Below are 22483 nucleotides of genomic sequence, written 5' to 3' on the forward strand. Positions count from 1 at the left end.
CGGCCGCCGACGGCCGTTTCCGCAGGGCGTGGTTACCGGAGAGGGATCAGTCGCCGGTGCCGGGAGCGGAGGACAGGAGCGGCTCCTTGCCGGCCTTGCCGTCCCATTCCTTCGCATCGGGCAGCGGATCGCGCTTCTGCGTGATGTTCGGCCATTGCGCGGCGAAATCGGCGTTGATCGCGAGCCATTTCTCCAGCCCGGGCTCGGTGTCGGGCTTGATCGCCTCGGCCGGGCATTCCGGCTCACAGACGCCGCAGTCGATGCATTCGTCCGGATGGATGACGAGAAAGTTCTCGCCCTCGTAGAAGCAGTCGACCGGACACACCTCGACGCAGTCGGTATATTTGCATTTGATGCAATTCTCGGTGACCACATAGGTCATGCGAAATCTCCGGCGGGAGGCGGCGGTCGATCTGGCGGATTACCAGATGCGGTCGTTCGTACGCAAGCGATTGGATGGTGCGGCGCACACGCCCCTTGCCCGCGGGGCGAACGAACACGATCTAGTGACCGCAATCCACGGGGATCCGCGCCATGAACTACATGAAGACCGCCATCCTCCTCGCCGGCATGACCGCCCTGTTCATGGGCGTCGGCTTTCTGATCGGCGGCCGGACCGGCATGCTGATCGCGCTGGCGATTGCCGCCGCGATGAACTTCTGGAGCTATTGGGGCTCCGACAAGGCCGTGCTCAACATGTACGGCGCCCAGGAGGTCGACCAGAACTCCGCGCCGGACCTCTACCAGATGACCTGGGAGATGACCCAGCGGGCGGGCATGCCCATGCCGCGCCTCTTCATCATCCACGAGGACCAGCCCAACGCCTTCGCCACCGGCCGCAATCCCGAGAATGCCGCGGTGGCGGTGAATACCGGCCTCCTCAACAGCCTCTCCCGCGAGGAGGTGGCCGGCGTCATCGCCCACGAGCTCGCCCACATCAAGAACCGCGACACGCTGATCATGACGGTGACCGCGACGCTGGCCGGCGCCGTATCCATGCTCGCCAACTTCGCCGCCTTCTCCGGAAGCAGCAGCACCGAGAACCGCAACGGCTTCGGCATCATCGGCACCATCGCCATGATGATCCTGGCGCCGCTGGCCGCCTCCATCGTGCAGATGGCCATTTCCCGCTCGCGCGAATACGAGGCGGACAAGATGGGCGCGGAGATCTGCGGCAACCCGATCTGGCTGGCTTCCGCGCTGGCCAAGATCGCCGGATCGCACACGGTCAACGGCACCGCCGAGCACAATCCGCAGACCGCGCACATGTTCATCATCAACCCGCTGTCGGGCGAGCGCATGGACAACCTGTTCTCGACCCATCCCGACACCGGCAACCGCATTGCCGCCCTGCAGCAGCTCGCCCAGGCCTGGGGCACCGGCGGCCATGTCGGCTATGCCCAGCCCGAGGCCGCCCCATGGGGCAGCCGGGCGCGCCGCAACGGCCCCTGGGGCTGAGGGCGCTCCCGTGCGGGTTGCCGTGGGGGATGGCGAAGCCTAAACGGGCGCGATGAGCAAACGCCCGTTTTTCCACAAGGCCCGGCCGAAGACCATCAAGCCGAAGCCCGGCGCCCATCCCGGCCTTCCGGCCCGCCGCCGCGCCTGCGACCTCGTCGAGGCCGTGCTGCTGCGCCGCCGGCCCCTCGACGAGGCGCTGGAACAGCCGACCGACCTCGACGCCCTGGACCGCGCGCTTTCCCGCAAGATCGCCGCCACCACGCTCCGGCGGCTCGGCACCATCGACCGGCTCCTCGCCGAGCGCCTCGCCAAGGGCCTGCCGGACGGCCTGCCGCGGCTCGAGACCGTGCTCCGGACGAGCGCCTGCCAGATCCTCTTCCTCGACGTGCCGGACTATGCCGCCGTCGACAGCGCCGTGCGCATGGTGGAGAACGACAGGAAGGCCAAGGGCTTCGCCGGCCTGGTCAACGCCGTGCTGCGCGGCCTCGCCCGCGACCGCGAGGAGGCGCTCGCCTCCCTCGACCCGCTCGACGACCTCGCGCCCTGGCTGCGCGCGCGCTGGACGGCGGCCTATGGTGCGGACACGACCGCCGCCGTCGCCGCCATCATCGCCGCCGAGCCGCCCCTCGACCTCACCGTGAAGGCGGATGCCGAGGGCTGGGCGGCGAAGCTCGGCGGCATGGTCACACCCACCGGATCGGTGCGGCTGAAGGCGGAAGGTGCCATTCCCGACCTCGCCGGCTATGCCGACGGGGAATGGTGGGTGCAGGACGCCGCCGCCGCCCTGCCCGCCCGGCTGCTGGGGCCCGTCGCCGGCCTCGCCGTCGCCGACCTCTGCGCCGCGCCGGGGGGCAAGACCGCGCAGCTCGCCGCGGCCGGAGCCCACGTCACCGCCGTCGATCGCTCGCCCCGCCGGCTGGAGCGGCTGTCGGAGAACATGGCGCGCCTGAAGCTGGACGTCACCGTCCGCGCCCTTGACGCGCTGGACCTCGAAGGCCCCTTCGACGCCGTCCTGATCGACGCCCCCTGCACCGCCACCGGCACGGTGCGCGGCCATCCCGACGTCATGCACCTGAAGACCGTGGCGGACGTGGAGGGCCTCGCCCGCCTGCAGGCGCGTCTGCTCGACCGGCTCCCCCTGCTGCTGAAGCCCGGCGGCCGCGCCGTCTACTGCACCTGCTCGCTGGAACCGGAGGAGGGCGAGGCGCAGGTCGCGGCGCTGCTCGCACGCGAGCCGCGGCTGGCTCTCGACCCCATTCGGCCCGACGAACTGCCCGGCATCGCGCCCTTCGTCACGGCGGAGGGTTACCTGCGCACCCTGCCCTGCCACTGGCCGGACGCCGACCCGGCCCGCGCCGGGCTCGACGGCTTCTTCGCCGCCCGGCTGGTGCGAGTCGGCTGATCCCGCTCAGTCGTAGCGCAGGTCCGTCGCCTTGCCGCGGAAGACCCAGTAGCTGAGCGCGGAATAGGCGATGATCACCGGCACCACGACCAGGGCGCCGACGAGGATGATGACGAGGCTCTCCGGCGCCGATGCGGCGGCGTAGATCGTCAGCCGGTCGGGCACGATGAAGGGATAGAAGGAGTAGGCGAGGCCGAGGAAGGCGAGGGTGAAGATGCCCGCCGAACCGGCGAAGGGCACCCAGGCGAAGCGGTCCTGCCCGTGCGGCTGGTTCGACAGCACCACCCACACCGCCGCCGCCAGCAGCGCGGCGACCACCGGCAGCGGTGAGAGATAGAGGATTTCCGGCATCGAGAACCACCGGCCGAAGATCCGCGAGGAGACCAGCGGCGTGGCGATGGAGATCACCGCGAACCCCACCATGGTCACCACGAGGGCGACACGGGCGCGCCTGACCGCCCGCCGCTGCAGGTCGCCGTCGGTCTTGATGATGAGCCAGGTCGCACCCATCAGCGTGTAGCCCGCCGCGACGCAGACGGCGGTGATAGCGCCGAAGCCGACGGTCGAGAGGCTGCGGTCGAGCCCCATGACGTAGAGGCCCAGCATGTAGCCCTGCGCCAGCGCGGTCAGCAGCGAACCGGCGAAGAAGATGCGGTCCCAGGTGGCCTTCCAGACCGGCTCCGCCTTGGCGCGGAACTCGAAGGCGACGCCGCGCATGATGAGGGCGATGAGCATCACCGCCACCGGCAGGTAGAGCGTCGACAGGATGATGCCGTGGGCGACCGGGAAGGCGACCAGCAGCAGCCCCACCGAGAGCACCAGCCAGGTCTCGTTGGCGTCCCAGAACGGCCCGATGGAGGCGATCATGCGATCGCGCTCCTCCGGACGGGCGATGGGGATGAGGATGCCGACGCCGAGATCATAGCCGTCGAGGATCACGTAGATCAGGATCGACAGGCCCATCAGGGCGGCGAAGGCGACGGGCAGCCAGGTGGCGGGGTTGTCGAACATGGCCGTCACTCCGCCGCCACGAAGGCATTGGGATGGGGCGTCGGCCCCGTCTCGATGGTCTGCGGCTTGGCGCCCTTGCGCGCCAGCAGGAACAGCGTCGCCACATAGGCCGCCAGCAGCAGAGCGTAGGTGACGAGATAGGCGGCGAGGGTGACGCCGATCATGCCGGCCGGCACCGACGACACCGCGTCGGACGTCCGCAGCACGCCCGCCACCAGCCAGGGCTGCCGGCCGATTTCGGTGACGTACCAGCCGGCGAGCGTCGCGAGCCAGCCGGAGAAGGTCATGGCCACCAGCACCCGCGCCAGCCAGGGGTGCGGGTCGCCGCGCCGCCACAGCCACCAGGCCGCGGCCCAGGAGACGGCGAGCATGAGCATGCCGACGCCGACCATGATGCGGAAGGCGAAGAACACCGGCGCGACGGGGGGATGCTGGCCCTGGAAGTCGTTGAGGCCGGGCACCACGCCCTCGGCATGGTGCTTCAGGATCAGGCTGGCGCCGTTCGGGATGCCGATCTCGAACCGGTTGGAACGGGTCGCCTCGTCGGGCCAGGCGAAGAGCAGCAGCGGCTTGTTCGGGCCGGTCTCCCAGTTGCCCTCCATCGCCGCCACCTTCTGCGGCTGGTGCTCCAGCGTGTTGAGGCCGTGCATGTCGCCCGCGAGGATCTGCAGCGGAATGAGGATCGCCGCCACCGCCACGCCGAAGCGCAGCGCCGACAAGACCGCCGGCGAGCGGTCGTTCCTCAGCCAGCGGTAGGCCGAGAGGCCGGCGATGAGGAAGGCGGTCGTCAGGCCCGAGGCCAGCAGCATGTGGGTCAGCCGGTAGGGCATGGAGGGGTTGAGGACGATGGCCAGCCAGTCCGTCGCATGGACCACGCCGTTGCGAATCTCGAAGCCGGCGGGCGTGTGCATCCAGGAATTGAGCGCGATGATCCAGAAAGCGGAGAGCGTCGTTGCCGAAGCCACCAGCACCGTCGCCAGGGTGTGCAGCCATCCCGGCACCTTGCGGAAGCCGAACAGCATGATGCCGAGGAACACCGCCTCGAGGAAGAAGGCGGTCAGCACCTCATAGGCGAGGAGCGGGCCCGCGACATTGCCGACGCGCTCCATGAAGCCCGGCCAGTTGGTGCCGAACTGGAAGCTCATGGTGATGCCGGAGACGACGCCGAGCGCGAAGCTCAGCGCGAAGACCTTCACCCAGAAGTGGTAGACGTCCATCCACTTCAGGTCCTGCGTCGCCCGGTAGCGCAGCTTGAAGAAGACCAGGGCCCAGCCCAGCGCGATGGTGATCGTGGGAAACAGGATGTGGAAGGAGATGTTGGCGGCGAACTGGATGCGCGCGAGGACGGTCGGGTCCATGGCTCAGGCCTCGGGGAGGGTGACCGGCCGCGTGAGGCCGGTTCGGGGGAAGAGGGTGCCGTGAGAATGCCAATGCGCGGCGCCCGCCGCGGCGACAGCGGGCGGGCGGGTGGCGGGCGGCAGGCGAAACCGGATCATCGGGGGCATTCCGGATTTTCGTATTTTCAGATATTCCTGAAAATAAGGAAATGGCCGGCGGAAGGCAAGGGCGCGGTCCCCGACCATACCTCACATGATGTCGCAGATCATGACGGCGCGCAGGCGCCGCTCAGCGGTCGTCCCGCGGCGCGTAGCCGAGCGCGAGGCTGGCCGTTCGAGCCGCCTCCATCACATGCTCGGAGAACAGCTTGAGCTGCTTGCGCTTGATGCGCGAATCCGGCCCCGACATACCGATGGCGCCGACCACCTCGCCGGAGCGGTTGAGGATGGCTGCGGCGCAGGCGGCTATGCCCTCGCGCCATTCGCCGTGCGGCACCACCGCATATCCCTGGCGGCGGGCGAGCTCGACATCGGCCCGCAACTCCTCGATCGTCGTGCGGGTGGTGCTGGTGTAGCTGCGCAGATGCGGCCGGAACAGCTCCAGGTAGCTGTCGGGCAGATGGGCGAGCATGGCCTTGCCCGTCGCCATGGTGAAGGCCGGCGCCCGCATGCCGACGCTGGTATGGGCCCGGATGTGATGGGCGCTCTCGATCTTGTCGAGATAGATGACGTCGGTGCCGCGCAGCACCGACAGGTGCACGGTCTCTCCGGTGGCCTCGGCGAGACGGGCCATGGCCGGCCGGGCGATCTGGATGAGGTCCATCCGCCGCATGACGTCGTTGCCGAGCTCCCAGAGCTTGGTCGTCAGCCGGTAGGTGCTGTTCGCCGCGATCTGCTCGACATAGCCCTCGGCCTGAAGCGTCGAGAGGACGCGATGCACATTGCTCTTGGTGAAGCCGAGTTCCGTCGCCAGATCAGTGATGCCACGAGGCTTTTCGCTGCGCGCCAGTGTTTCCAGGAGACGCAGACCCTTACGGAAAGCCTTGTCCATGGGCGAGGATCGACCTTCTTATGGCTCTTCGGACGGGGAACGCACGACATCGGTACAGGGCGACGACGAGAACGACCTATACGCGACTGCGCCGAGGTTACAACATCCTCCCGCAGACTGCCGCAGGAGGATGTCGTCCCTCCACAGGAGCCTGCAGGATCAGCTGTAGAAGATCCCCCCGTCGACGTTCAGCGCCTGTCCCGTGACGAAGGCGGAATCGTCGGATGCGAAGAAGGCGACCGGCCCCACCACGTCCTCCGGCTGGCCGAGGCGATGCAGGTCGGTGACCCGCTCGAAATGCGCCACGCGCTCGGGGTCGCGCAGGTTGTTCATGCCCATCTCGGTGACGATGATCCCCGGGCAGACCGCGTTGACCGTGATGCCGTACTGGCCGAGTTCCATGGACGAGACGCGGGTGAAGCCGACCACCGCCGACTTCGAGGCGGCGTAGTGCGACTGGCCGGGGCCGCCGGTGCGCGCCGCCAGCGAGGCGATGTTGACGATGCGGCCGTATTTGCGCTCGCGCATGTGCGGCATCACCGCCTGGGTCATCTGGAACACGCCGCGGGCGTTCACCGTCATGGTCTGGTCCCAAACCTCCGGCGTCAGATCCTCGATGGAGGCGAGCTTCAGGATGCCCGCATTGTTGACGAGGACGTCGACATGGCCGAGCCCGGCCAGCGCCTCGGCGGCGGTGCGGCGGCAATCCTCCGGCTTGGCCACGTCGGCGAGGATGGTGATGCAGCGCCGGCCGAGTGCCCGCACCTCGCCGGCCGTCTGCGCGAGCGTCGCCTCCTGCGGCCCGATATCAGTGAGGGCGAGGTCGTAGCCGCGTCCGGCGAGGCCGAGGGCGATGGCGCGGCCGATGCCGCGGCTCGCTCCGGTGATGATGGCATGGCGTGTCATGGGCGTTTCCAAGGGGGTGGAGTTTTGTTTCGGTTCAGGCTGCGGCGCGCACGGGCAGCGAATTCATGGCGCGCACCGTGTCGTCGAAGGAGGTGACGTTGGCGCCGGATCCGAGGCCGGTCGCCACCAGCGCGGCGGTGGCGGTGGCGAGGCGCGCACAGTCCTTCAGCTCCCAGTCGCGGACGAGGCCCGCGATAAATCCGGCCGTGTAGGCGTCGCCACATCCCGTCGTGTCGCGCACCGCGACGGTGAAGGCGGGCACCGCGAAGTGCCGGCCGTCGCGGGTCATGACGAAGGACCCCTCGCCGCCGAGCGAGATGGCGCAGGCGCCGACGCCGCGCTCCAGGAAGAACCGGGCGCAGGTCGCGGGATCGTGGCTCCCCACCATGGCGGCCGTCTCCTCGATGCTCGGCATGAAGAAATCGACATGGGGCAGCGACGGCGCCAGCAGATCGAGTGCGCCGGGGCCGGCGGCGATCAGGTCGAGGGTGGTGATGCAGCCCGCCGCCTTGGCGGCGGCGAGAAGGGCCGCCGTCGGCGCGCCGTCCATGGCCGGGAGCGAGCCGACGCCGCCGAAATGCAGCACCTTGGCGCGCAGCGCCTTCTCCTGCACCGCCGGCGAAATGCGCCACTGTCGCGACGCCCCCTTGGCGTGCAGCGCCGGACGCGAGCCGTCGGGGCGGATCGGCAGGATGGTGGCGGAGGTCGGCACGCCAGAAAGGCGGTCCATGCCGGCCGTGTCGATGCCCTCGCGCCCCAGCGCGCCGACGAGCCAGTCGGCCTTCTCGTCGTCCCCCACCGCCCCGACCGCGAGCGTCTTCAGCCCGAGGCGGCCGCAGGGCAGGGCCGTGCCTCCGGCGGTGCCCGCGACCGTCAGCTTGATCTCGTCGATGAACAGCCGGCTGCCGCCGGGCGGGATCTCGGTCACCGGCACGCCGAGGATGTCGAGGATGTAGGTACCGCAGACGCTGACGTCGTAGTCGTGGGGCATGAAGGTCGAACTTTCGCTGAACGGACGGGTGGCCGGATGCCAGGGACCGCCGGACTTCGGCGGTCGCCTCGTGGGGGCCGGACTGTGTCGGAAGCTGCTGGGGACCCATCCCGGGCGCGTTGGCGCGCCTCGTCATTGTTCCGTATGATGGAACGTCTTTCCGTAAACATGCTCCTTTGCCCGGCAGGCCTTGTCAAGGCGACCGCTGCGCCGCGCCCCCCGCGCCGTTCGGACGAGGCCCGGGTGGCGGATGCCGGCGCGAAAGCCGATTGACAGGCCCGCCGCGGCCCGACTAGGCTGATTTCAGAATAAGGTTCTATATTATAGAACGTTGGGCGAGCAGCGGCCGCCCCCCCGGGAGGTGACAGTGCAGTCGGATCTTCGCGCCCTCGCCCGCCGGATCGAACCCGGCATGCGCATTGCGCTGCCCGTCGACTATGCCGGCGTCTCCATGGCCATGACCGGGCCGATGATCCGCCACGGCGCCGGCGATCTCCATCTCGTCTGCGTGCCCACCGGCGGCCTGCAGGTCGACCAGCTGGTCGGCGCCGGCCTCGTGAAGCGCGTCGAGACCAGCGCCGTCTCCCTCGGCGAGGCGGGCGGCGCCCCTTGCTTCAACCGCGCCGTCGGCGACGGCACGATCGAGGTCGTCGACGCCACCTGCCCCGCCATCCATGCCGGGCTGATGGCCGCCCAGAAGGGCATTCCCTTCATGCCCATGCGCGGCCTGCTGGAGACCGATCTCCTCGCCCACCGGCCGGACTGGCGCGTCGGCGAAAACCCCTTCGCCGAGGGCGAGGATCCGATCGTCCTCATCCCGGCGATCCGCCCCGACATCGCCCTCTTCCACGCGCCCACGGCCGACCGCGCCGGCAATGTCTGGATCGGCCGGCGCCGCGAACTCGCCGCCATGGCCTATGCGTCCACCGCCACCATCGTCACCGTCGAGCGCATCGTCGACGACAACCTGCTCGGCAACGAGATGAGCGCGGCGGGCACGCTGCCGGCGCTCTACGTCGACACGGTCGCCCTCGCCCCGCGCGGCGCCTGGCCCTACGGCCTGTGGGGCGAATATGCCACCGACATCGCAGAACTGCGCCGCTACGCCGCCGCGGCCCGCACCCCGCAGGGCTTCGGCGACTACATGGCCGGCCTCCTGAAGGAGGCCGCATGACCGCCGCCGTCCATCCCCGCGAGATTCTCATCGCCACCATCGCCCGGCTGCTCGACGGCACCCGCCACGTGGCGGTGGGTGCCTCCTCGCCCATCCCCGCCGCGGGCGCCATGCTGCGCCGGGCGCTGCAGGAGGAAGCCGGCGGCGCGCCGCTGCGCCTCTCCATCCTCGGCTCGGTGGAGCACAACTTCTTCACCAACGGCTCGGCCGAACTGTTCGACTGTGCCGGCCAGGGCCGCATCGACGCCTTCTTCCTCGGCGGCGGCCAGATCGACGGCTCCGGCAACATCAACCTCGTCGGCGCCGGCGATTATCCCCGCTCCGCCCCCCGCTGGCCCGGCTCGTTCGGCTCGGCCTATCTCTATTTCGTCGTGCCGCGTGTCATCCTCTTCCGCGAGGAGCACACCCCGCGCGTCTTCGTTCCGAAGGTGGATTTCATCAGCGCGCCCGGCGCCAGCAGCCCGCACATCCACCGCCCGGGCGGGCCGGCGGCGCTCCTCACCGGCAAGGCGCTGTTCAGCTTCGACAAGACCCGGCGCGGCTTCGCGCTGGAGAGCCTGCATTCCGGCGAGGACCTCGCCGGCATCAAGGCGGCGACCGGCTTCTCCTTCGCCCATGGCGCCGCCCCGCCCGTCACCGCGGCGCCTGCCCCCGCGACACTGGCGCTGCTGCGTGGCAGGGTGCTGGACGAACTGTCGGAAACCTATCCCGACTTCGCCGCCCAGCTGCGCCGCGACCTCGCCGCCCTCGACGAGGCGCCGGCGCTGGCCTCCTGACCGATCGGACATGACATGACATCGACCCGCCCCGGCTCCCTCTCCAACATCAGGGTCATCGACGCGAGCCGCGTGCTCGGCGGTCCCTATTGCGGCCAGATCCTCGGCGATCACGGGGCCGACGTCATCAAGATCGAGCCGCCCGAGGGCGACGAGACCCGCGGCTGGGGCCCGCCCTTCCTCGACGAGACGGCGAGCTATTTCCTCGGCCTCAACCGCAACAAGCGCGGCATGGCCATCGACCTGTCGGCCGATGCCGGGCGCGAGCTCCTGCTCAAGCTCCTCGAAACGGCCGACGTCTTCATCGAGAACTTCAAGACCGGCACCCTCGACCGCTGGGGTCTCGGCCGCGAGGAGCTGGAGCGCCGCTTCCCGCGCCTCGTCCATTGTCGCGTCTCCGGCTTCGGCGCCGACGGCCCGCTCGGCGGGCTTCCCGGCTACGACGCCGCCATCCAGGCCTCGGCCGGCCTGATGAGCGTCAACGGCGAACTCGGCGGCGAGCCGCTGCGCGTCGGGCTGCCGGTGGTCGACATGGTCACCGGCCTCAACGCCGTCATCGGCATCCTCATGGCGCTGCACGAGCGACAGACCAGCGGCAAGGGCCAGTTCGTCGAGGCGACGCTCTACGACTGCGGCGTGTCGCTGCTGCATCCGCACCTGCCGAACTTCTACCTCTCCGGCAAGGTGGCGGGTCGCTCCGGCAACGCCCATCCGAACATCTGTCCCTACGACACCTTCGCCACCGCCACCGACCCCATCTTCCTCGCCGTCGGCAACAACCGCCAGTTCGCGACGCTCTGCCGCGAGATCGGCGCGGAGGGCCTCGCAAAGGACCCGCGCTTCGCCACCAACGGCGAGCGCAACGTCAACCGCGACGCGCTGAAGGTGGAGCTGGAGAAGGCCCTCTCGCCCTTCGACTGCAACGCCCTCGCCGACCGCCTGATCAAGGCCGGTGTGCCCTGCGGCGCGGTGCGCTCCATCGACCAGGTGGTGGCCGACCCTCACACCATCCACCGCGAGATGGTGGTGGACATCGGCGCCTATCGCGGCACCGGCAGCCCCATCAAGCTGTCGCGTACGCCGGCCTCCTACCGCCTCGCCCCGCCCCGCTTCGCCGAACACACCGCCGAGGTTCTGGACGAGATCGCCGCCGACGAAACGTCCTATCGCGACGCCCTGCCGGAGGCCGGGACCGCGGGCGCCGCCAAGGCGAAGACGGCGTGAGGCGCCGCGCCGACCGATCGAGGATGAAGGACCGATGAGCGAGACCACCGCCCTGCGCCGCGAGCTGATCGAGGCCTGCCGCAGCATGAACAGCCTCGGCATCAACCGGGGCACGGCCGGCAATATCAGCGTGCGCCACGGCGACGGCCTGCTGATCTCGCCCACCGGCATTCCCTACGACAAGCTGGAGCCGCAGCACGTCGTGGCGATGCGCTGGGACGGCAGCTTCGACGGCGACGTGCTGCCCTCCAGCGAATGGCGCTTCCACCGCGACATCCTGCGGGCGCGACCGGATCTCAACGCCGTGGTCCACACCCATTCGACCCACGCGACGGCCGTTTCCATCCTCGGCCGCGACATCCCGGCGATCCACTACGCCATCGCCGCCGCCGGAGGGCCCAGCATCCGCTGCGCGCCCTATGCCATCTTCGGCTCGCAGGAGCTGGCCGACGCAGTCCTGACGGCCCTGGAAGGCCGTCGCGCCTGCCTGATGGCCCACCATGGCGTCATCGCCGCCCACGCCTCCATCGCCCAGGCCCTCGCCCTCGCCGTGACGGTCGAGAGCCTCGCGCAGCAATATCTCCTCTGCCTGCCGCTGGGCGAGCCGCCGCGCCTGTCGGACACGGAGATCGCCGAGGTGCTGGAGAAGTTCAAGACCTACGGCCAGCAGGCGAAGCCGGCGTTGGACAGGTTGCGCGAGGCCTCGTGATCCTCGCCCGCTCCGCATGGCAGCGATGGGCGCCCCGCCGATGGTGCGGCCCGCCCGGCGGCTGTATCCATGCCGGCCCGGGCGCGAACGATGGGAACAGGTGAATGGGTGACATCCGCCGTGTGAGGCACTGCAGCCACTGGGGCGCCTATACGCTCCTGGTCGAGGATGGCCGGATCGTCGGCACCGAACCCTTCGAGCTCGACCCCGCCCCCTCGCCGATCATCCATTCGGTGAAGGAATGGGCCGAGACGGCTCGCCGCGTGCCGCGGCCGCTGGTGCGCGAAGGATGGCTGGAGAAGCGCGAGGGAAGCGACCGCCGCGCCCGCGGTGAGGAGCGCTTCGTGCCGGTGAGCTGGGACGAGGCCATCGGCCTCGTCGCCGGCGAGATCCGCCGGGTCTCGCAGACCTACGGCAACGCCTCCATCTTCGGCGGCTCCTACGGCTGGACGAGCTGCGGCCGCTTCCACCACGCGCCCTCGCTGCTGAAGCGCATGCTCAACCTCGCCGGCGGCTACACCGGCCATGTCGATACCTATTCCATCGCCGCCGGCCCGGTGATACTGCGCCACGTCCTCGGCGAGGATGCCGCCTGCGGCGGCCAGGCCAATACGCTCGACACCATCGCCGCCCATACCGAGACCCTCGTCGTCTTCGGCGCCCTCACCCCGCGCACCGCCCAGAACGAAGCCGGCGGCATTGCCCGCCACACCCTCGAGGCCAATCTGCGGGCGATCCGCGAGCGCGGCGTCAAGGTCATCCTCGTCTCGCCGCTCAAGGACGACGTGCCCGAGGAGGTCGGCGCGGAATGGTGGCCGATTCGGCCCAACACCGACACGGCTCTGATGCTCGGCCTCGCCGGCGAGATCGTCCTCGCCGGCCGCCACGATGCGGCCTTCCTCGCCCGCTGCACCAGCGGCTCCGAACGTTTCCTTCGCTATCTCGACGGCCGCGCCGACGGCCAGCGCAAGGACGCCGCCTGGGCGGCCGGGATCACCGGCCTCGACGCCGGCGCCATCGCCGCCCTCGCCAAGCGCCTGGTCGAGACCCGTTCCATGCTGACGGTGAGTTGGAGCCTGCAGCGCGCCCACCACGGAGAGCAGCCCTTCTGGGCGGCCCTTGGCCTTGCCGCCGTCACCGGCCAGATCGGCCTGCCCGGCGGCGGGGTCGGCTACGGCTATTCCTCGCTCGGCGGCGTCGGCGCGGCGATCAACGTCGGCCCCTCGCCGTTCATCCCGCAGTTGAAGCGGCCCATCGACAGCTTCATTCCCGTCGCCCGCATCACCGACATGCTGCTGAATCCGGGCGCCGAGTTCTCCTACGAGGGCAAGGTCCGCACCTATCCCGACACACGCCTCGTCTACTGGGCCGGCGGCAACCCCTATCACCACCACCAGGACCTGAACCGGCTCAGCGAAGCCTGGACGCGGCCCGAGACGATCATCGTGCAGGACCCGATGTTCACCGCCACCGCCCGGCGCGCCGACATCGTGCTGCCCGCCAGCACCTCCATCGAGCGCAACGACATCGCCGGCAACCGCCGCTCCGACCTCGTGCTCGCCATGCAGCAGGCCATCGCCCCCGTCGGCGAAGCGCGCTCCGACTACGACATCTTCCGCGCCATCGCCGCCGAGCTCGGCCATGACGAGGCCTTCAGCGAGGGCCGCGACGAGATGGGCTGGCTGCGCCACATCTACGAGACCGTCCGGTCGGGGGCGGAGGAGCGCCACGGCTTCGCCATGCCGGACTTCGACCGCTTCTGGGCCGAGGGCTATGCCGCCTGCCCGGTGAAGGAGAACCACACCTATCTCGCCGAATTCCGCGACGAGCCCGAGGCCCATGCGCTCAAGACCGAGAGCGGCCGGATCGTTCTCGGCAGCGAGGCGCTGGAGCGGCTCCACTATGCCGACTGCCGCTCCCATCCCGCCTGGATTCCGCCCGCCGAATGGCTGGGCGCGGCGGCCGACGACGAGTTCCATCTGATCTCGCACCAGCCGGCAGGTCGCCTGCACAGCCAGCTTGAGACCGGCCCGGCGAGCCTCGCCTTGAAGCGCAACGGCCGCGAGCAGATGCGCATCCATCCCCAGGACGCCGCCGGCCTCGGCATCGCCGACGGCGGGCTCGTGCGCCTCTCCAACGCCCGAGGCGCCTGCCTCGCCACGGCCCAGGTGAGCGACACGGTGCGCCGCGGCGTGGTCGTGCTGCCGACCGGGGCCTGGTTCACGCCCGCCGGCAACAGCGGCCTCGACATCGCCGGCAATCCCAACGTGCTGACGCTCGACATCGGCACATCGCAGCTCGGCCAGGGCTGCTCCGCCCATACCTGCCTCGTCCGCGTCGAGCCCTACCGGGGCGATGCCGGCGACGCCATCGCTGTTTACCAGGACCACCTCGCGGCCATCGCGGCCGCCTGACAGGAGACACACGCCATGGCCGACAAGGCGATCAGCCGCTTCCCCGTTCCGCCGCTCGAGAACCTGCCCGACGACATCCGCGAGCGGATCCTGGCGGTGCAGGAGAAGTCGGGCTTCGTGCCCAACGTCTTCCTCACCCTCGCCCACCGCCCCGAGGAGTTCCGCGCCTTCTTCGCCTATCACGACGCGCTGATGAACAAGGCCGGCGCACTGACCAAGGCCGAGCGCGAGATGATCGTGGTCGCCACCAGCAACGCCAACCAGTGCCAGTATTGCGTGGTGGCCCACGGCGCCATCCTGCGCGTGCGCGCCAAGGACCCCCACATCGCCGACCAGGTGGCGATCAACTACCGCAAGGCCGACATTACGCCTCGCCAGATGGCCATGCTCGACTTCGGCATGAAGGTGTCACAGCGCGCCTACGAGGTGGGTGACGACGACATTGCCGTCCTGAAGCAGCACGGTTTCGACGACGAGGACATCTGGGACATTGCCGCCATCTCCGCCTTCTTCGGCATGTCCAACCGCCTCGCCAACGTCACCAGCATGCGGCCGAACGACGAGTTCTACGCGATGGGACGCTGAGGCCCCCGGGGCTCCCGGGAGCCCATGAAAAAGCGGCCGCGCCGGAGGAGCGCGACCGCTGGAGGTGGGCCTTGAGAGGAGGTCTCAGCCCTGGGCGAGGAGGGCGTTCAGCCGTTCCTGCCCATATTCCTCATTGGTGGAGTTGCCGCGCGGCGAGGGGCCGCCCCAGTAGTCCGGGCTCCACTCGATCGCCTTGGCGACGTTGGCGGGATTGTTGGCCCAGTAGATGCTGACCTTCGGGTCCGCTGCCTCGAAGACGACGCGCGAGGGTAGCGCGACGGGGAAGGCGGAGGTCAGCTGCGCCGCGCGCTGCGGGTCGAGCCGCCAGGACAGAAGCTGCAGGGCGTTGGCGTAGTTGCGGGCGCCCTTCGGGATCGAGAAGAAGTCGTAATAGACGAACCCCTGGTTCCACTCGAGGCCGATCGGGGCGCCGTCCAGCGCCAGTTTGCTCATGGATCCGGTATAGGCCATCACCATGTCCGCCTCGCCGTCGAGGAGGAGCTGCGGCGGCTGTGCGGCCGTCGTCCACCACTTGGCGATATGCGGCTTGATCTCCTGGATCTTCTTCAGCGCCCGCTCCATGTCGAGCGGATAGAGCTTGTCCTTGGTGACGCCGTCGGCCATCAGCGCCGCCTCGAAGACGAAGCGCGGCCAGGCCGGCATGGCGCGGCGACCGGGGAACTTCTTCACGTCCCAGAAGTCCGCCCAGCTGCGGGGCACGTTGTCGCCCTTGTACTTGTTGGTGTTGTAGACGAGGCCGACGCCGATCACCTGCAGGGCGACGCCCTTGGGGCGCTTGAGGTTGTCCGGCATGGCGGCCAGCGTCTTCTGCGCCGGCTCCGACAGCTTCGAATAGTCGATGTCCTCGAGGCAGCAGGGGCCGAGCAGCTTCGTCTCCTGGTCGAAGATGAAGGTCAGGTCCCACTCCGCCCGGCCGGCCGCCGCCTGGGCGCGGATGCGCGGGCCGCTGCGGGCCTCCTGGACGGTGACGACCTTGATGCCGGTCTGCCGCTCGAAGGGATCGTACATGACCCGCCGCAGCGCCTCGCCGTAGCCGCCGCCGGGATCCTGCATGATCACCTGCTTGCTCTGCGCCGCCGCGAAGCGGGTGCCGGCGAGCACCAGGGGTGCGGCCATGAGCGACTGGGTCAGTCGCCGTCTCGTCAGGCTGTCCATCGGACTTCTCCTCCCATCAGGATTGTGGTTCTTGCGTCATGCGGCGCGCGAGCGGGCGAGAACCGGCCCCGCCAGCGCCACTCCGACCAGGATGAACAGGACCTCCAGCGTCGACACGACGGCGAGCACCGGATTGAGCTGGTAGTTGACGTCCGCCCAGAGCATCAGCGGCAGCGTCTTGAGGTTGGCGCTCGACAGGAACAGCGACAGCACCAGCTCGTCGAACGAGTGCAGGAAGGCGAAGAAGGTCGCCGCCGCGAGGCCCGGCGCGATGGCCGGCAAGGTCACCGTCCGGAACACCGTCAGCGGCGAGGCGCCGTGGACGGCGGCGGCCTGTTCCAGCCGGCGGTCGACGTTCTGCAGCGCCGCCGCCACGATGACCACGACGATGGGAATGCCGCCGATGGCATGGGCCGCGGCGAGGCCCCACATCGACCCGACGAGGTCGAGCTTGAGGAAGAGCGTGTAGAGCGACAGGCCGAGCACCACCGGCGGCACGATGACCGGGCTGACCAGCACCAACATGACTGCCGACTTTCCCGGAAAGCGGCCGCGCACGATGCCCATGGCCGCCGCCGCGCCGAGCGAGACCGCGATGACGGCCGACATCACCGCCACCGTGAGCGAGTTGGAGAAGGCCGAGCGCCAGTTCGAGTCGGAGAAGAAGCGCTCGTACCAGCGCAGCGAGAAGCCCGGCGGCGGGAAGGTGAGATAGACCGCGCTGCTGAACGAGATGATCATCACCACGACGATGGGCAGGATCAGTCCGGCGATGACGACACCGCCGCCGATCCGCACCGTCCAGGCGCCGAAGCCGGCGGGCAGGCGGCCGAGCAGGCGCAGCAGCGGCCAGCCCACGAGGTCGGCGATGCGGGCGCCGAGGGAGGGCCCCGCCCCGGCTCGCCGCTCGGCGGCAGAAGAGGGCGCGGCGGTCTCGGTCAGTTTCCCGCCGCCCCAGATGAAGGAGAAGCCGAGGAAGCGGCCGGCGACGGCCACCACGGCCAGGGTGATGACGAGCAGCACCACGGCCAGCGCCTGAAGGAAGCCTTCGGACGTGGCGAAGTCCGCCTGCTGCGTGATGTGCATGGCGAACATCTGGTCGCCCGGTCCGCCGAGCAGGGTCGGCGTGATGAAGAAGCCGAGGGCGCTGACGAAGACCAGCAGGAAGCCGGCGCCGATGCCCGGGAAGGTCAGCGGCAGCAGCACGCGCCAGAACACCGCGGCAGGCCCCGCGCCGCAGGCTCTGCCGGCGCGCACCAGGCCGGGATCGAGCCGGGAGATGCTGGAATAGAGCGTCAGCACCATGAGCGGCAGCAGCACGGCCGTCATGGCGACGAGCACGCTGCCCCGGTTGAACAGGAGCTGCGCCGGCTCGCCGGTGATGCCGAGGGCGACGAGCAGCTTGTTGATCGGGCCGTTGCGGCCGAGCAGCACCATCCAGGCATAGGTGCGGATGAGGATGGCGATGAAATAGGGCAGCACGATCGCCGCCGAGATCAGCACCTTGACGATGCCGGTGCTGCGGTGGATCAGCAGCGCCGTCGGATAGCCGAGCACGAGGCAGAGGCAGCTCACCGTCAGCGAGATCTGCATCGTGCGGACGAGCGAGTCCCAGTAGAGCGGCACCGAGAAGACCCGCTCGAAATAGCCGAGCAGGGTCGGGCCGCTGAGGCTGATATGGACGAGGTCGATGACCGGGAGCAGGTAGACGACCGCCAGGAACCCGAGCGCCGGCACCAGCAGCATGGCCGGGCTCTTCAGCGCCTCGCCGAGGCGGCTGCCGCCCGCAGGTGCGTGGATCGTCGCCGCCGTCACGACAGCACCCAGCAGTCTTCGGCGTCCCAGCGCGCATGCAGCCGGTCGCCGACGGCGGGCAGGGCGAGGCCGGCGCGGTCGGTGCAGCGCACGAGAATGGTCTCGCCGGTGTCGGTGGTCGCCTCGATGCGCAGGAGTTCGCCGAGGAACAGGGCCGAGGCGACCGTCACCGGCAGGCTTCCGGGGACGGGGTCGCGGGAGAGCGCGATGCGCTCGGGCCGCACCAGCACGCTGGCCCGGCCGACGTCGATGGCGTTGCGGCTTTCGGCGGTGAAGACATGGCCGGACCGGCTCTTCAGCGTCATGGTCGAGCCGCGCTTCTGGACGATCTCGGCATCGACGATGTTGCTCTCGCCGACGAAGGAGGCGACGAAGCGGTTCTGCGGGTGGCGGTAGATCTCGCTCGGCGTGCCGATCTGGATGATCTGTCCCGCATCCATCACCGCGATGCGGTCGCTCATGGTCAGCGCCTCGCCCTGGTCGTGGGTGACGAACAGGATCGTGCTGCCGATGGTGCGGTGCAGGTCGCGGATCTCGATCTGGATCGATTCGCGCAGGCGCCGGTCGAGCGCGCTCAGCGGCTCGTCCATCAGCACCACCCGCGGCCGCATGACGATGGCCCGCGCGATGGCGACGCGCTGCTGCTGGCCGCCCGACATCTGCGAGGGTGTCTTCGCCGCGTGTTCGGAGAGGCGCATGATCTCCAGCGTCTCGGCCACGCGCCGGTCGGCGGTGGCGCGGTCGACGCCGGCCATGCGCAGCGGGAAGCCGACGTTCTGGCTCACCGTCATGTTGGGGAACAGGGCATAGCTCTGGAACACCATGCCGAAGCCGCGGCGATGGGTCGGCACATGCTGGATCGGCCGGCCGTCCACCTCGATCGAGCCGCTGTCGAGGGCCTGGAAGCCGGCGATCAGGTTGAGAAGCGTGGTCTTGCCGCTGCCGGAGGGGCCGAGCAGGGTGATGAACTCGCCGGGTTCGATGTCGAGGGAGATCCGGTTCGCCGCCAGGAACGGCCCATAGGCCTTGACGACCTCCCGCACCGAGATGCGCGAGCCGATCGTGCCGGGCGCCGCGGCGCCCCGCGCCCCGGGCGCCGTGGAATGGCCTTCACGTGCAAGGATCCGAGCCGGGCTGTCGGCCATCAGATCATCCTCCCATGCGTTCTATAATATAGAACCTTTTTCTGTCATTCATAATTTGACCTGTGGCGGCCGCTTGTCAAGCCGCCGAACGGCAGGGCTCCCCGGTCGGCGGGACCGGTCTTTCGACGGGTGCGGCGGACGGCGGAGGCTGAGGCGCGGAGCCGGCGCGGTGGGCGTGCCGGCAGGACCCCTGAAGCCGATCAGGACGCGGGCGATGACCAGCCCGCGCGGCTCGCCTGCAGATGGTCGATGAGGGCCCGCAGCTTCGGCGCGAGGTTCCGGCGGCTGGGGTAATAGAGATAGAACCCGGCGAAATAGGGCGAGTACGCCTCGAGGATCGGCATCAACTCACCGCGCTCGATGGGGGCCCTGAAGCTCTCCTCCATGCCGAAGGTGATCCCGGCGCCGGCCACGGCCAGCTTGATCATCAGGGCCATGTCGTTGGTCGTGACCGTCGTCGGCACGCGGACGCGGAAGTCCTTGCCTTCCTCGGTGAACTCCCAGCGGTAGGGAGCGCTGCCGGGGGAAGGACGCCAGCCGATGCAGCGGTGGGCCGCGAGATCAGCCGGATGGACGGGGGCGCCGTGGCGCGCGAGGTAGGACGGCGCGCAAACCGCGATCTGCCGCTCGTCTCCCGCGACCGGAATCGCGATCATGTCCTGCTCGATGACCTCGCCGAGCCTGACGCCGGCATCGTAGCCGTCGGCGACGATGTCGACGTCGGCATCCGTGACGGTGATGTCGAGATCGACGTCGGGATGGGCGTCCGTGAAGGCGGCGAGAAAGGGCCCGGACAGGAAGCGCTCGGCGATCGACGACACGGCGAGCCTGAGCCGGCCCCGTGGCCGGCCCGTCAGTGTCGCCGTCCTGCCCAGCGCCGCCGCGATCTCCGACAGCGCCGGGCGGATCTCGGCCAGCAGCGCCTCGCCCGCCTCCGTCAGCCCGACGCTGCGGGTGGTGCGCAGCACCAGGGCGATGCCGAGCCCTTCTTCCAGGCGCCTGATCGTCTGACTGACGGCGGACCGCGTCACGCCCAGCCGGTCGGCTGCCGCGCGGAAACTGCGCTCCTCCGCCACCAGGGCGAAGACGGCGAGGGCGTCGAGGTCACGCACCATTGGTTAGTTTCTCTTTCCAGACTAGCCGAAAATCGATGGCTAATCACGACAATGCCGCGCAGCTAGGGTCCTGCCAACCCGGATCGGCCGGGTCCACTGTGAAAGGAAACCGTCATGGCTCTCGACAAGGTCATCCTCGTCACCGGCGCCTCCAGCGGCATCGGCGCCGGCATCGCCCGCGAACTGGGGCGCGCCGGAGCGAAGCTCGTTCTCGGTGCCCGTCGCACCGACAGGCTCGAAAAACTGGCCGCCGAAATCGGAGGCGGGGCGCTGGTCCGGCGCCTCGACGTCACCGACCGCGCCGATGTCGCCGCCTTCGCCGCGGCCGCCCGCGAGCGCTTCGGCCGGGTCGACGTCATCGTCAACAATGCCGGCATCATGCCGCTCTCGGCCATGGCCTCTCTCAAGGTCGAGGAGTGGGATCGCATGGTGGACGTCAACATCAAGGGCGTTCTCCACGGCATCGCCGCGGTGCTGCCTGAGATGACCGCGCGCGGCTCCGGCCACATCGTCAACATCGCCTCCATCGGCGCGCTCCAGGTTTTCCCCATGGCGGCCGTCTATTGCGCGACGAAGTTCGCGGTGTGCGCCATTTCCGACGGGCTTCGGCAGGAGCACGACACCATCCGCGTCACCTGCATCCATCCCGGTGTCGTCGAGAGCGAGCTTGCCGACACCATCACCGATCCCGCGGCGGCCGCGGCGATGAAGGCCTTCCGGGCGGTCGCCCTGACTCCCGACGCCATCGCGCGGGCCGTCCGCTACGCCATCGAGCAACCCGACGACGTCGATGTCAGCGAGATCGTCGTTCGCCCCACCGCCAGCCGATGAGGAGACGGGCCATGACACGCCGGGTCCACTCTGCCCGCACCGCGCTCCTCCTCGCCGCCGCCATAGCATTGACCCCTGTTCAGAAAGCCACCGCCCAGATGACGAACCCAACCGAGGCGACGCCCCCCGTTCCCGCTCATCCCTATGTCGGCATGTGGGTGACGCCGGACGGCCACATCCGCCACGAATTGCTACCGAACGGCCGCTACGACGAGGCGAGAGGCGCACGGGCGAGCGCCTATCGCGGCCGCTACGTCGTGCGCGGCAACCACATCGACTACTGGGACGACACCGGCTTCACCGCCGACGGCACCTTCGTCGACGCGGACACCCTGCACCACGGCGGCATGGTCTTCAGGCGGCAGCGCTGACCGCGGCACCAGCCGCGAGAGCGAGGGCGCCGGGATCGACCTCCACGCCGGCGCAGCCGTCATGGCGTCGTCACATAAATCGACCATTCTGGATATATGGATGATGAACAGGTGATCTCGGCCCTCGCGGCCCTCGCCCAGCCGACCCGGCTCAATGCCTTCAAGACGCTCGTCGCAAGCGAGCCGGAGGGCGTGCCGGCCGGGGAGCTGGCGCGGATCTGCGGCGTTCCGCAGAACACCATGTCGTCTCACCTGGCGATCCTCCTTCGCGCCCGGCTCGTCAGTGCCCATCGCCGGAGCCGTTCGATCATCTACCGCGCAGACCTCGACCGCTTCCGCGCCATGACCCTCCACCTCGTTCAGGACTGCTGCGGCGGGCGGCCGGAGGTCTGCGCGCCGATCATCAGGGGCCTTGCGCCCTCCTGTTCACCGAAGGCGGACGTGTCATGACAGAACAGATTGCAGCGACCCGCATTTACAACGTGCTCTTCCTCTGCACCGGCAATTCCTCCCGCTCCATCATGGCCGAGGCCATCCTCAACCGGGACGGCGCCGGCAAGTTTCGCGGCTATTCCGCCGGTAGCCATCCCACCGGCACCGTCAACCCGCTGACGCTGAAGGTGTTGGGCAGCTATGGCTATTCCACCGAGGGTCTCGCCTCGAAGAGCTGGGACGTCTTCACCGGCCCGGAAGCGCCGGTGATGGATTTCGTCTTCACGGTCTGCGACAGCGCCGCCGGCGAGGTGGCGCCGGTCTGGCCGGGGCAGCCGGTGACCGCCCATTGGGGTATCGAGAATCCCACCCGGGGCACCGGCAGCGACCTTGAGCGCGAGGCGGCCTTCGTCGCCGCCTTCCGCTACCTGCGCAACCGCATCACTGTCTTCTCGGCACTGCCGCTCGCCAGCCTCGACCGCCTGAACCTCGGTGCCCGGCTGCGCGACATCGGGCAGCTCGAAGGCACGACGCGCCCGGACCCGAAGGTCGCCTGACGC

At 69.5% G+C, this 22483-nt stretch carries 22 protein-coding genes; 12 read left to right on the plus strand and 10 right to left on the minus strand.

The window, feature by feature from the left end; all coding sequences use genetic code 11:
• Window positions 1–46: 46 nt before the first annotated feature.
• Complete coding sequence (gene fdxA / locus C6569_RS16800; RefSeq protein WP_106749953.1) at window positions 47–382, minus strand: ferredoxin FdxA; 336 nt, start codon at window positions 380–382, stop codon at window positions 47–49.
• 152 nt (window positions 383–534) lie between these two features.
• On the opposite strand from fdxA, the gene htpX reads away from it, so the two are divergent.
• Both htpX and C6569_RS16810 read left to right on the plus strand, forming a co-directional pair.
• On the plus strand, window positions 535–1458 hold the full coding sequence (gene htpX, locus C6569_RS16805; protein ID WP_106749954.1) for a zinc metalloprotease HtpX: 924 nt from the start codon (window positions 535–537) through the stop codon (window positions 1456–1458).
• A 52-nt stretch (window positions 1459–1510) separates the two neighbouring features.
• A complete protein-coding gene (locus C6569_RS16810; RefSeq protein ID WP_106749955.1) occupies window positions 1511–2860 on the plus strand; it encodes an RsmB/NOP family class I SAM-dependent RNA methyltransferase in 1350 nt (449 codons plus the stop codon).
• Window positions 2861–2866: 6 nt separating this feature from the next.
• On the opposite strand, the gene C6569_RS16815 is transcribed toward C6569_RS16810, so the two are convergent.
• From C6569_RS16815 to C6569_RS16835, 5 genes are all read right to left on the minus strand, one after another.
• The gene (locus C6569_RS16815) at window positions 2867–3871 is read right to left on the minus strand and encodes a cytochrome d ubiquinol oxidase subunit II (RefSeq protein WP_106749956.1); all 1005 of its coding nucleotides are present in this window, start codon (window positions 3869–3871) and stop codon (window positions 2867–2869) included.
• A 5-nt stretch (window positions 3872–3876) separates the two neighbouring features.
• Window positions 3877–5229, minus strand: a complete 1353-nt coding sequence (locus C6569_RS16820; protein WP_106749957.1) for a cytochrome ubiquinol oxidase subunit I — start codon at window positions 5227–5229, stop codon at window positions 3877–3879.
• A 268-nt stretch (window positions 5230–5497) separates the two neighbouring features.
• Entirely contained in the window at window positions 5498–6259 is a 762-nt protein-coding gene (locus C6569_RS16825; RefSeq protein ID WP_106749958.1) for an IclR family transcriptional regulator, read from the minus strand.
• Between the two features lie 159 nt (window positions 6260–6418).
• Window positions 6419–7165 (minus strand): SDR family NAD(P)-dependent oxidoreductase, encoded by a 747-nt coding sequence (locus tag C6569_RS16830; RefSeq protein ID WP_106749959.1) that lies wholly within the window; start codon window positions 7163–7165, stop codon window positions 6419–6421.
• A gap of 34 nt (window positions 7166–7199) precedes the next feature.
• Window positions 7200–8156, minus strand: coding sequence for a carbohydrate kinase family protein (locus C6569_RS16835; protein WP_106749960.1), 957 nt, complete (start codon window positions 8154–8156; stop codon window positions 7200–7202).
• A 367-nt stretch (window positions 8157–8523) separates the two neighbouring features.
• Here C6569_RS16835 and C6569_RS16840 point away from each other — a divergent pair, with 367 nt between their 5' ends.
• The 6 genes from C6569_RS16840 to C6569_RS16865 all read left to right on the plus strand — a co-directional run bounded on the left by C6569_RS16840 (window position 8524) and on the right by C6569_RS16865 (window position 15038).
• Window positions 8524–9330: a CoA transferase subunit A gene (locus C6569_RS16840; protein WP_106749961.1), complete on the plus strand. Its 807-nt coding sequence runs from the start codon at window positions 8524–8526 to the stop codon at window positions 9328–9330.
• Window positions 9327–10106 carry a CoA transferase gene (locus C6569_RS16845; RefSeq protein WP_106749962.1) on the plus strand — a complete coding sequence of 260 codons (780 nt, stop codon included), beginning with the start codon at window positions 9327–9329 and terminating at the stop codon, window positions 10104–10106. Before C6569_RS16840 ends, C6569_RS16845 begins: the two co-directional genes overlap by 4 nt.
• Window positions 10107–10121: 15 nt before the next feature.
• Window positions 10122–11330, plus strand: a complete 1209-nt coding sequence (locus C6569_RS16850) for a CaiB/BaiF CoA transferase family protein (RefSeq protein ID WP_106749963.1) — start codon at window positions 10122–10124, stop codon at window positions 11328–11330.
• A 34-nt stretch (window positions 11331–11364) separates the two neighbouring features.
• On the plus strand, window positions 11365–12039 hold the full coding sequence (locus C6569_RS16855) for an L-fuculose-phosphate aldolase (RefSeq protein WP_106749964.1): 675 nt from the start codon (window positions 11365–11367) through the stop codon (window positions 12037–12039).
• Between the two features lie 104 nt (window positions 12040–12143).
• Window positions 12144–14453: a molybdopterin guanine dinucleotide-containing S/N-oxide reductase gene (locus tag C6569_RS16860; protein ID WP_106749965.1), complete on the plus strand. Its 2310-nt coding sequence runs from the start codon at window positions 12144–12146 to the stop codon at window positions 14451–14453.
• 15 nt (window positions 14454–14468) lie between these two features.
• Window positions 14469–15038 carry a peroxidase-related enzyme gene (locus tag C6569_RS16865; RefSeq protein ID WP_106749966.1) on the plus strand — a complete coding sequence of 190 codons (570 nt, stop codon included), beginning with the start codon at window positions 14469–14471 and terminating at the stop codon, window positions 15036–15038.
• 84 nt (window positions 15039–15122) lie between these two features.
• Here C6569_RS16865 and C6569_RS16870 read toward each other — a convergent pair whose 3' ends face one another.
• The 4 genes from C6569_RS16870 to C6569_RS16885 all read right to left on the minus strand — a co-directional run bounded on the left by C6569_RS16870 (window position 15123) and on the right by C6569_RS16885 (window position 20289).
• On the minus strand, window positions 15123–16214 hold the full coding sequence (locus tag C6569_RS16870) for an extracellular solute-binding protein (protein WP_106749967.1): 1092 nt from the start codon (window positions 16212–16214) through the stop codon (window positions 15123–15125).
• A 36-nt stretch (window positions 16215–16250) separates the two neighbouring features.
• On the minus strand, window positions 16251–18029 hold the full coding sequence (locus C6569_RS16875; RefSeq protein WP_245898132.1) for an ABC transporter permease subunit: 1779 nt from the start codon (window positions 18027–18029) through the stop codon (window positions 16251–16253).
• Window positions 18026–19174 carry an ABC transporter ATP-binding protein gene (locus tag C6569_RS16880; protein ID WP_106749968.1) on the minus strand — a complete coding sequence of 383 codons (1149 nt, stop codon included), beginning with the start codon at window positions 19172–19174 and terminating at the stop codon, window positions 18026–18028. Before C6569_RS16880 ends, C6569_RS16875 begins: the two co-directional genes overlap by 4 nt.
• A gap of 200 nt (window positions 19175–19374) precedes the next feature.
• On the minus strand, window positions 19375–20289 hold the full coding sequence (locus C6569_RS16885; RefSeq protein WP_106749969.1) for a LysR family transcriptional regulator: 915 nt from the start codon (window positions 20287–20289) through the stop codon (window positions 19375–19377).
• Window positions 20290–20403: 114 nt separating this feature from the next.
• Here C6569_RS16885 and C6569_RS16890 point away from each other — a divergent pair, with 114 nt between their 5' ends.
• From C6569_RS16890 to C6569_RS16905, 4 genes are all read left to right on the plus strand, one after another.
• A complete protein-coding gene (locus C6569_RS16890) occupies window positions 20404–21120 on the plus strand; it encodes an SDR family oxidoreductase (RefSeq protein ID WP_106749970.1) in 717 nt (238 codons plus the stop codon).
• 11 nt (window positions 21121–21131) lie between these two features.
• Complete coding sequence (locus C6569_RS16895) at window positions 21132–21491, plus strand: Atu4866 domain-containing protein (protein WP_181313795.1); 360 nt, start codon at window positions 21132–21134, stop codon at window positions 21489–21491.
• A gap of 96 nt (window positions 21492–21587) precedes the next feature.
• Window positions 21588–21941 (plus strand): ArsR/SmtB family transcription factor, encoded by a 354-nt coding sequence (locus C6569_RS16900; RefSeq protein WP_106749972.1) that lies wholly within the window; start codon window positions 21588–21590, stop codon window positions 21939–21941.
• Window positions 21938–22480 carry an arsenate reductase ArsC gene (locus C6569_RS16905; RefSeq protein WP_106749973.1) on the plus strand — a complete coding sequence of 181 codons (543 nt, stop codon included), beginning with the start codon at window positions 21938–21940 and terminating at the stop codon, window positions 22478–22480. Before C6569_RS16900 ends, C6569_RS16905 begins: the two co-directional genes overlap by 4 nt.
• Window positions 22481–22483 lie beyond the last annotated feature (3 nt).

It is taken from the genome of Phreatobacter cathodiphilus (assembly GCF_003008515.1).
In the GTDB taxonomy this organism is placed as follows: Bacteria; Pseudomonadota; Alphaproteobacteria; order Rhizobiales; family Phreatobacteraceae; genus Phreatobacter; species Phreatobacter cathodiphilus.

What these genes read in the sequence shown, in the direction of transcription:
- htpX (WP_106749954.1), top strand. Translation starts at nt 535, where the DNA reads ATGAACTACATGAAGACCGCCATCCTCCTCGCCGGCATGACCGCCCTG.
- C6569_RS16835 (WP_106749960.1), bottom strand. Translation starts at nt 8,156, where the DNA reads ATGCCCCACGACTACGACGTCAGCGTCTGCGGTACCTACATCCTCGAC.
- C6569_RS16810 (WP_106749955.1), top strand. Translation starts at nt 1,511, where the DNA reads ATGAGCAAACGCCCGTTTTTCCACAAGGCCCGGCCGAAGACCATCAAG.
- C6569_RS16880 (WP_106749968.1), bottom strand. Translation starts at nt 19,174, where the DNA reads ATGGCCGACAGCCCGGCTCGGATCCTTGCACGTGAAGGCCATTCCACG.
- C6569_RS16905 (WP_106749973.1), top strand. Translation starts at nt 21,938, where the DNA reads ATGACAGAACAGATTGCAGCGACCCGCATTTACAACGTGCTCTTCCTC.
- C6569_RS16830 (WP_106749959.1), bottom strand. Translation starts at nt 7,165, where the DNA reads ATGACACGCCATGCCATCATCACCGGAGCGAGCCGCGGCATCGGCCGC.
- C6569_RS16850 (WP_106749963.1), top strand. Translation starts at nt 10,122, where the DNA reads ATGACATCGACCCGCCCCGGCTCCCTCTCCAACATCAGGGTCATCGAC.
- C6569_RS16885 (WP_106749969.1), bottom strand. Translation starts at nt 20,289, where the DNA reads ATGGTGCGTGACCTCGACGCCCTCGCCGTCTTCGCCCTGGTGGCGGAG.
- C6569_RS16855 (WP_106749964.1), top strand. Translation starts at nt 11,365, where the DNA reads ATGAGCGAGACCACCGCCCTGCGCCGCGAGCTGATCGAGGCCTGCCGC.
- C6569_RS16895 (WP_181313795.1), top strand. Translation starts at nt 21,132, where the DNA reads ATGACACGCCGGGTCCACTCTGCCCGCACCGCGCTCCTCCTCGCCGCC.
- C6569_RS16860 (WP_106749965.1), top strand. Translation starts at nt 12,144, where the DNA reads ATGGGTGACATCCGCCGTGTGAGGCACTGCAGCCACTGGGGCGCCTAT.
- C6569_RS16815 (WP_106749956.1), bottom strand. Translation starts at nt 3,871, where the DNA reads ATGTTCGACAACCCCGCCACCTGGCTGCCCGTCGCCTTCGCCGCCCTG.
- C6569_RS16890 (WP_106749970.1), top strand. Translation starts at nt 20,404, where the DNA reads ATGGCTCTCGACAAGGTCATCCTCGTCACCGGCGCCTCCAGCGGCATC.
- C6569_RS16865 (WP_106749966.1), top strand. Translation starts at nt 14,469, where the DNA reads ATGGCCGACAAGGCGATCAGCCGCTTCCCCGTTCCGCCGCTCGAGAAC.
- fdxA (WP_106749953.1), bottom strand. Translation starts at nt 382, where the DNA reads ATGACCTATGTGGTCACCGAGAATTGCATCAAATGCAAATATACCGAC.
- C6569_RS16820 (WP_106749957.1), bottom strand. Translation starts at nt 5,229, where the DNA reads ATGGACCCGACCGTCCTCGCGCGCATCCAGTTCGCCGCCAACATCTCC.
- C6569_RS16870 (WP_106749967.1), bottom strand. Translation starts at nt 16,214, where the DNA reads ATGGACAGCCTGACGAGACGGCGACTGACCCAGTCGCTCATGGCCGCA.
- C6569_RS16825 (WP_106749958.1), bottom strand. Translation starts at nt 6,259, where the DNA reads ATGGACAAGGCTTTCCGTAAGGGTCTGCGTCTCCTGGAAACACTGGCG.
- C6569_RS16900 (WP_106749972.1), top strand. Translation starts at nt 21,588, where the DNA reads ATGGATGATGAACAGGTGATCTCGGCCCTCGCGGCCCTCGCCCAGCCG.
- C6569_RS16845 (WP_106749962.1), top strand. Translation starts at nt 9,327, where the DNA reads ATGACCGCCGCCGTCCATCCCCGCGAGATTCTCATCGCCACCATCGCC.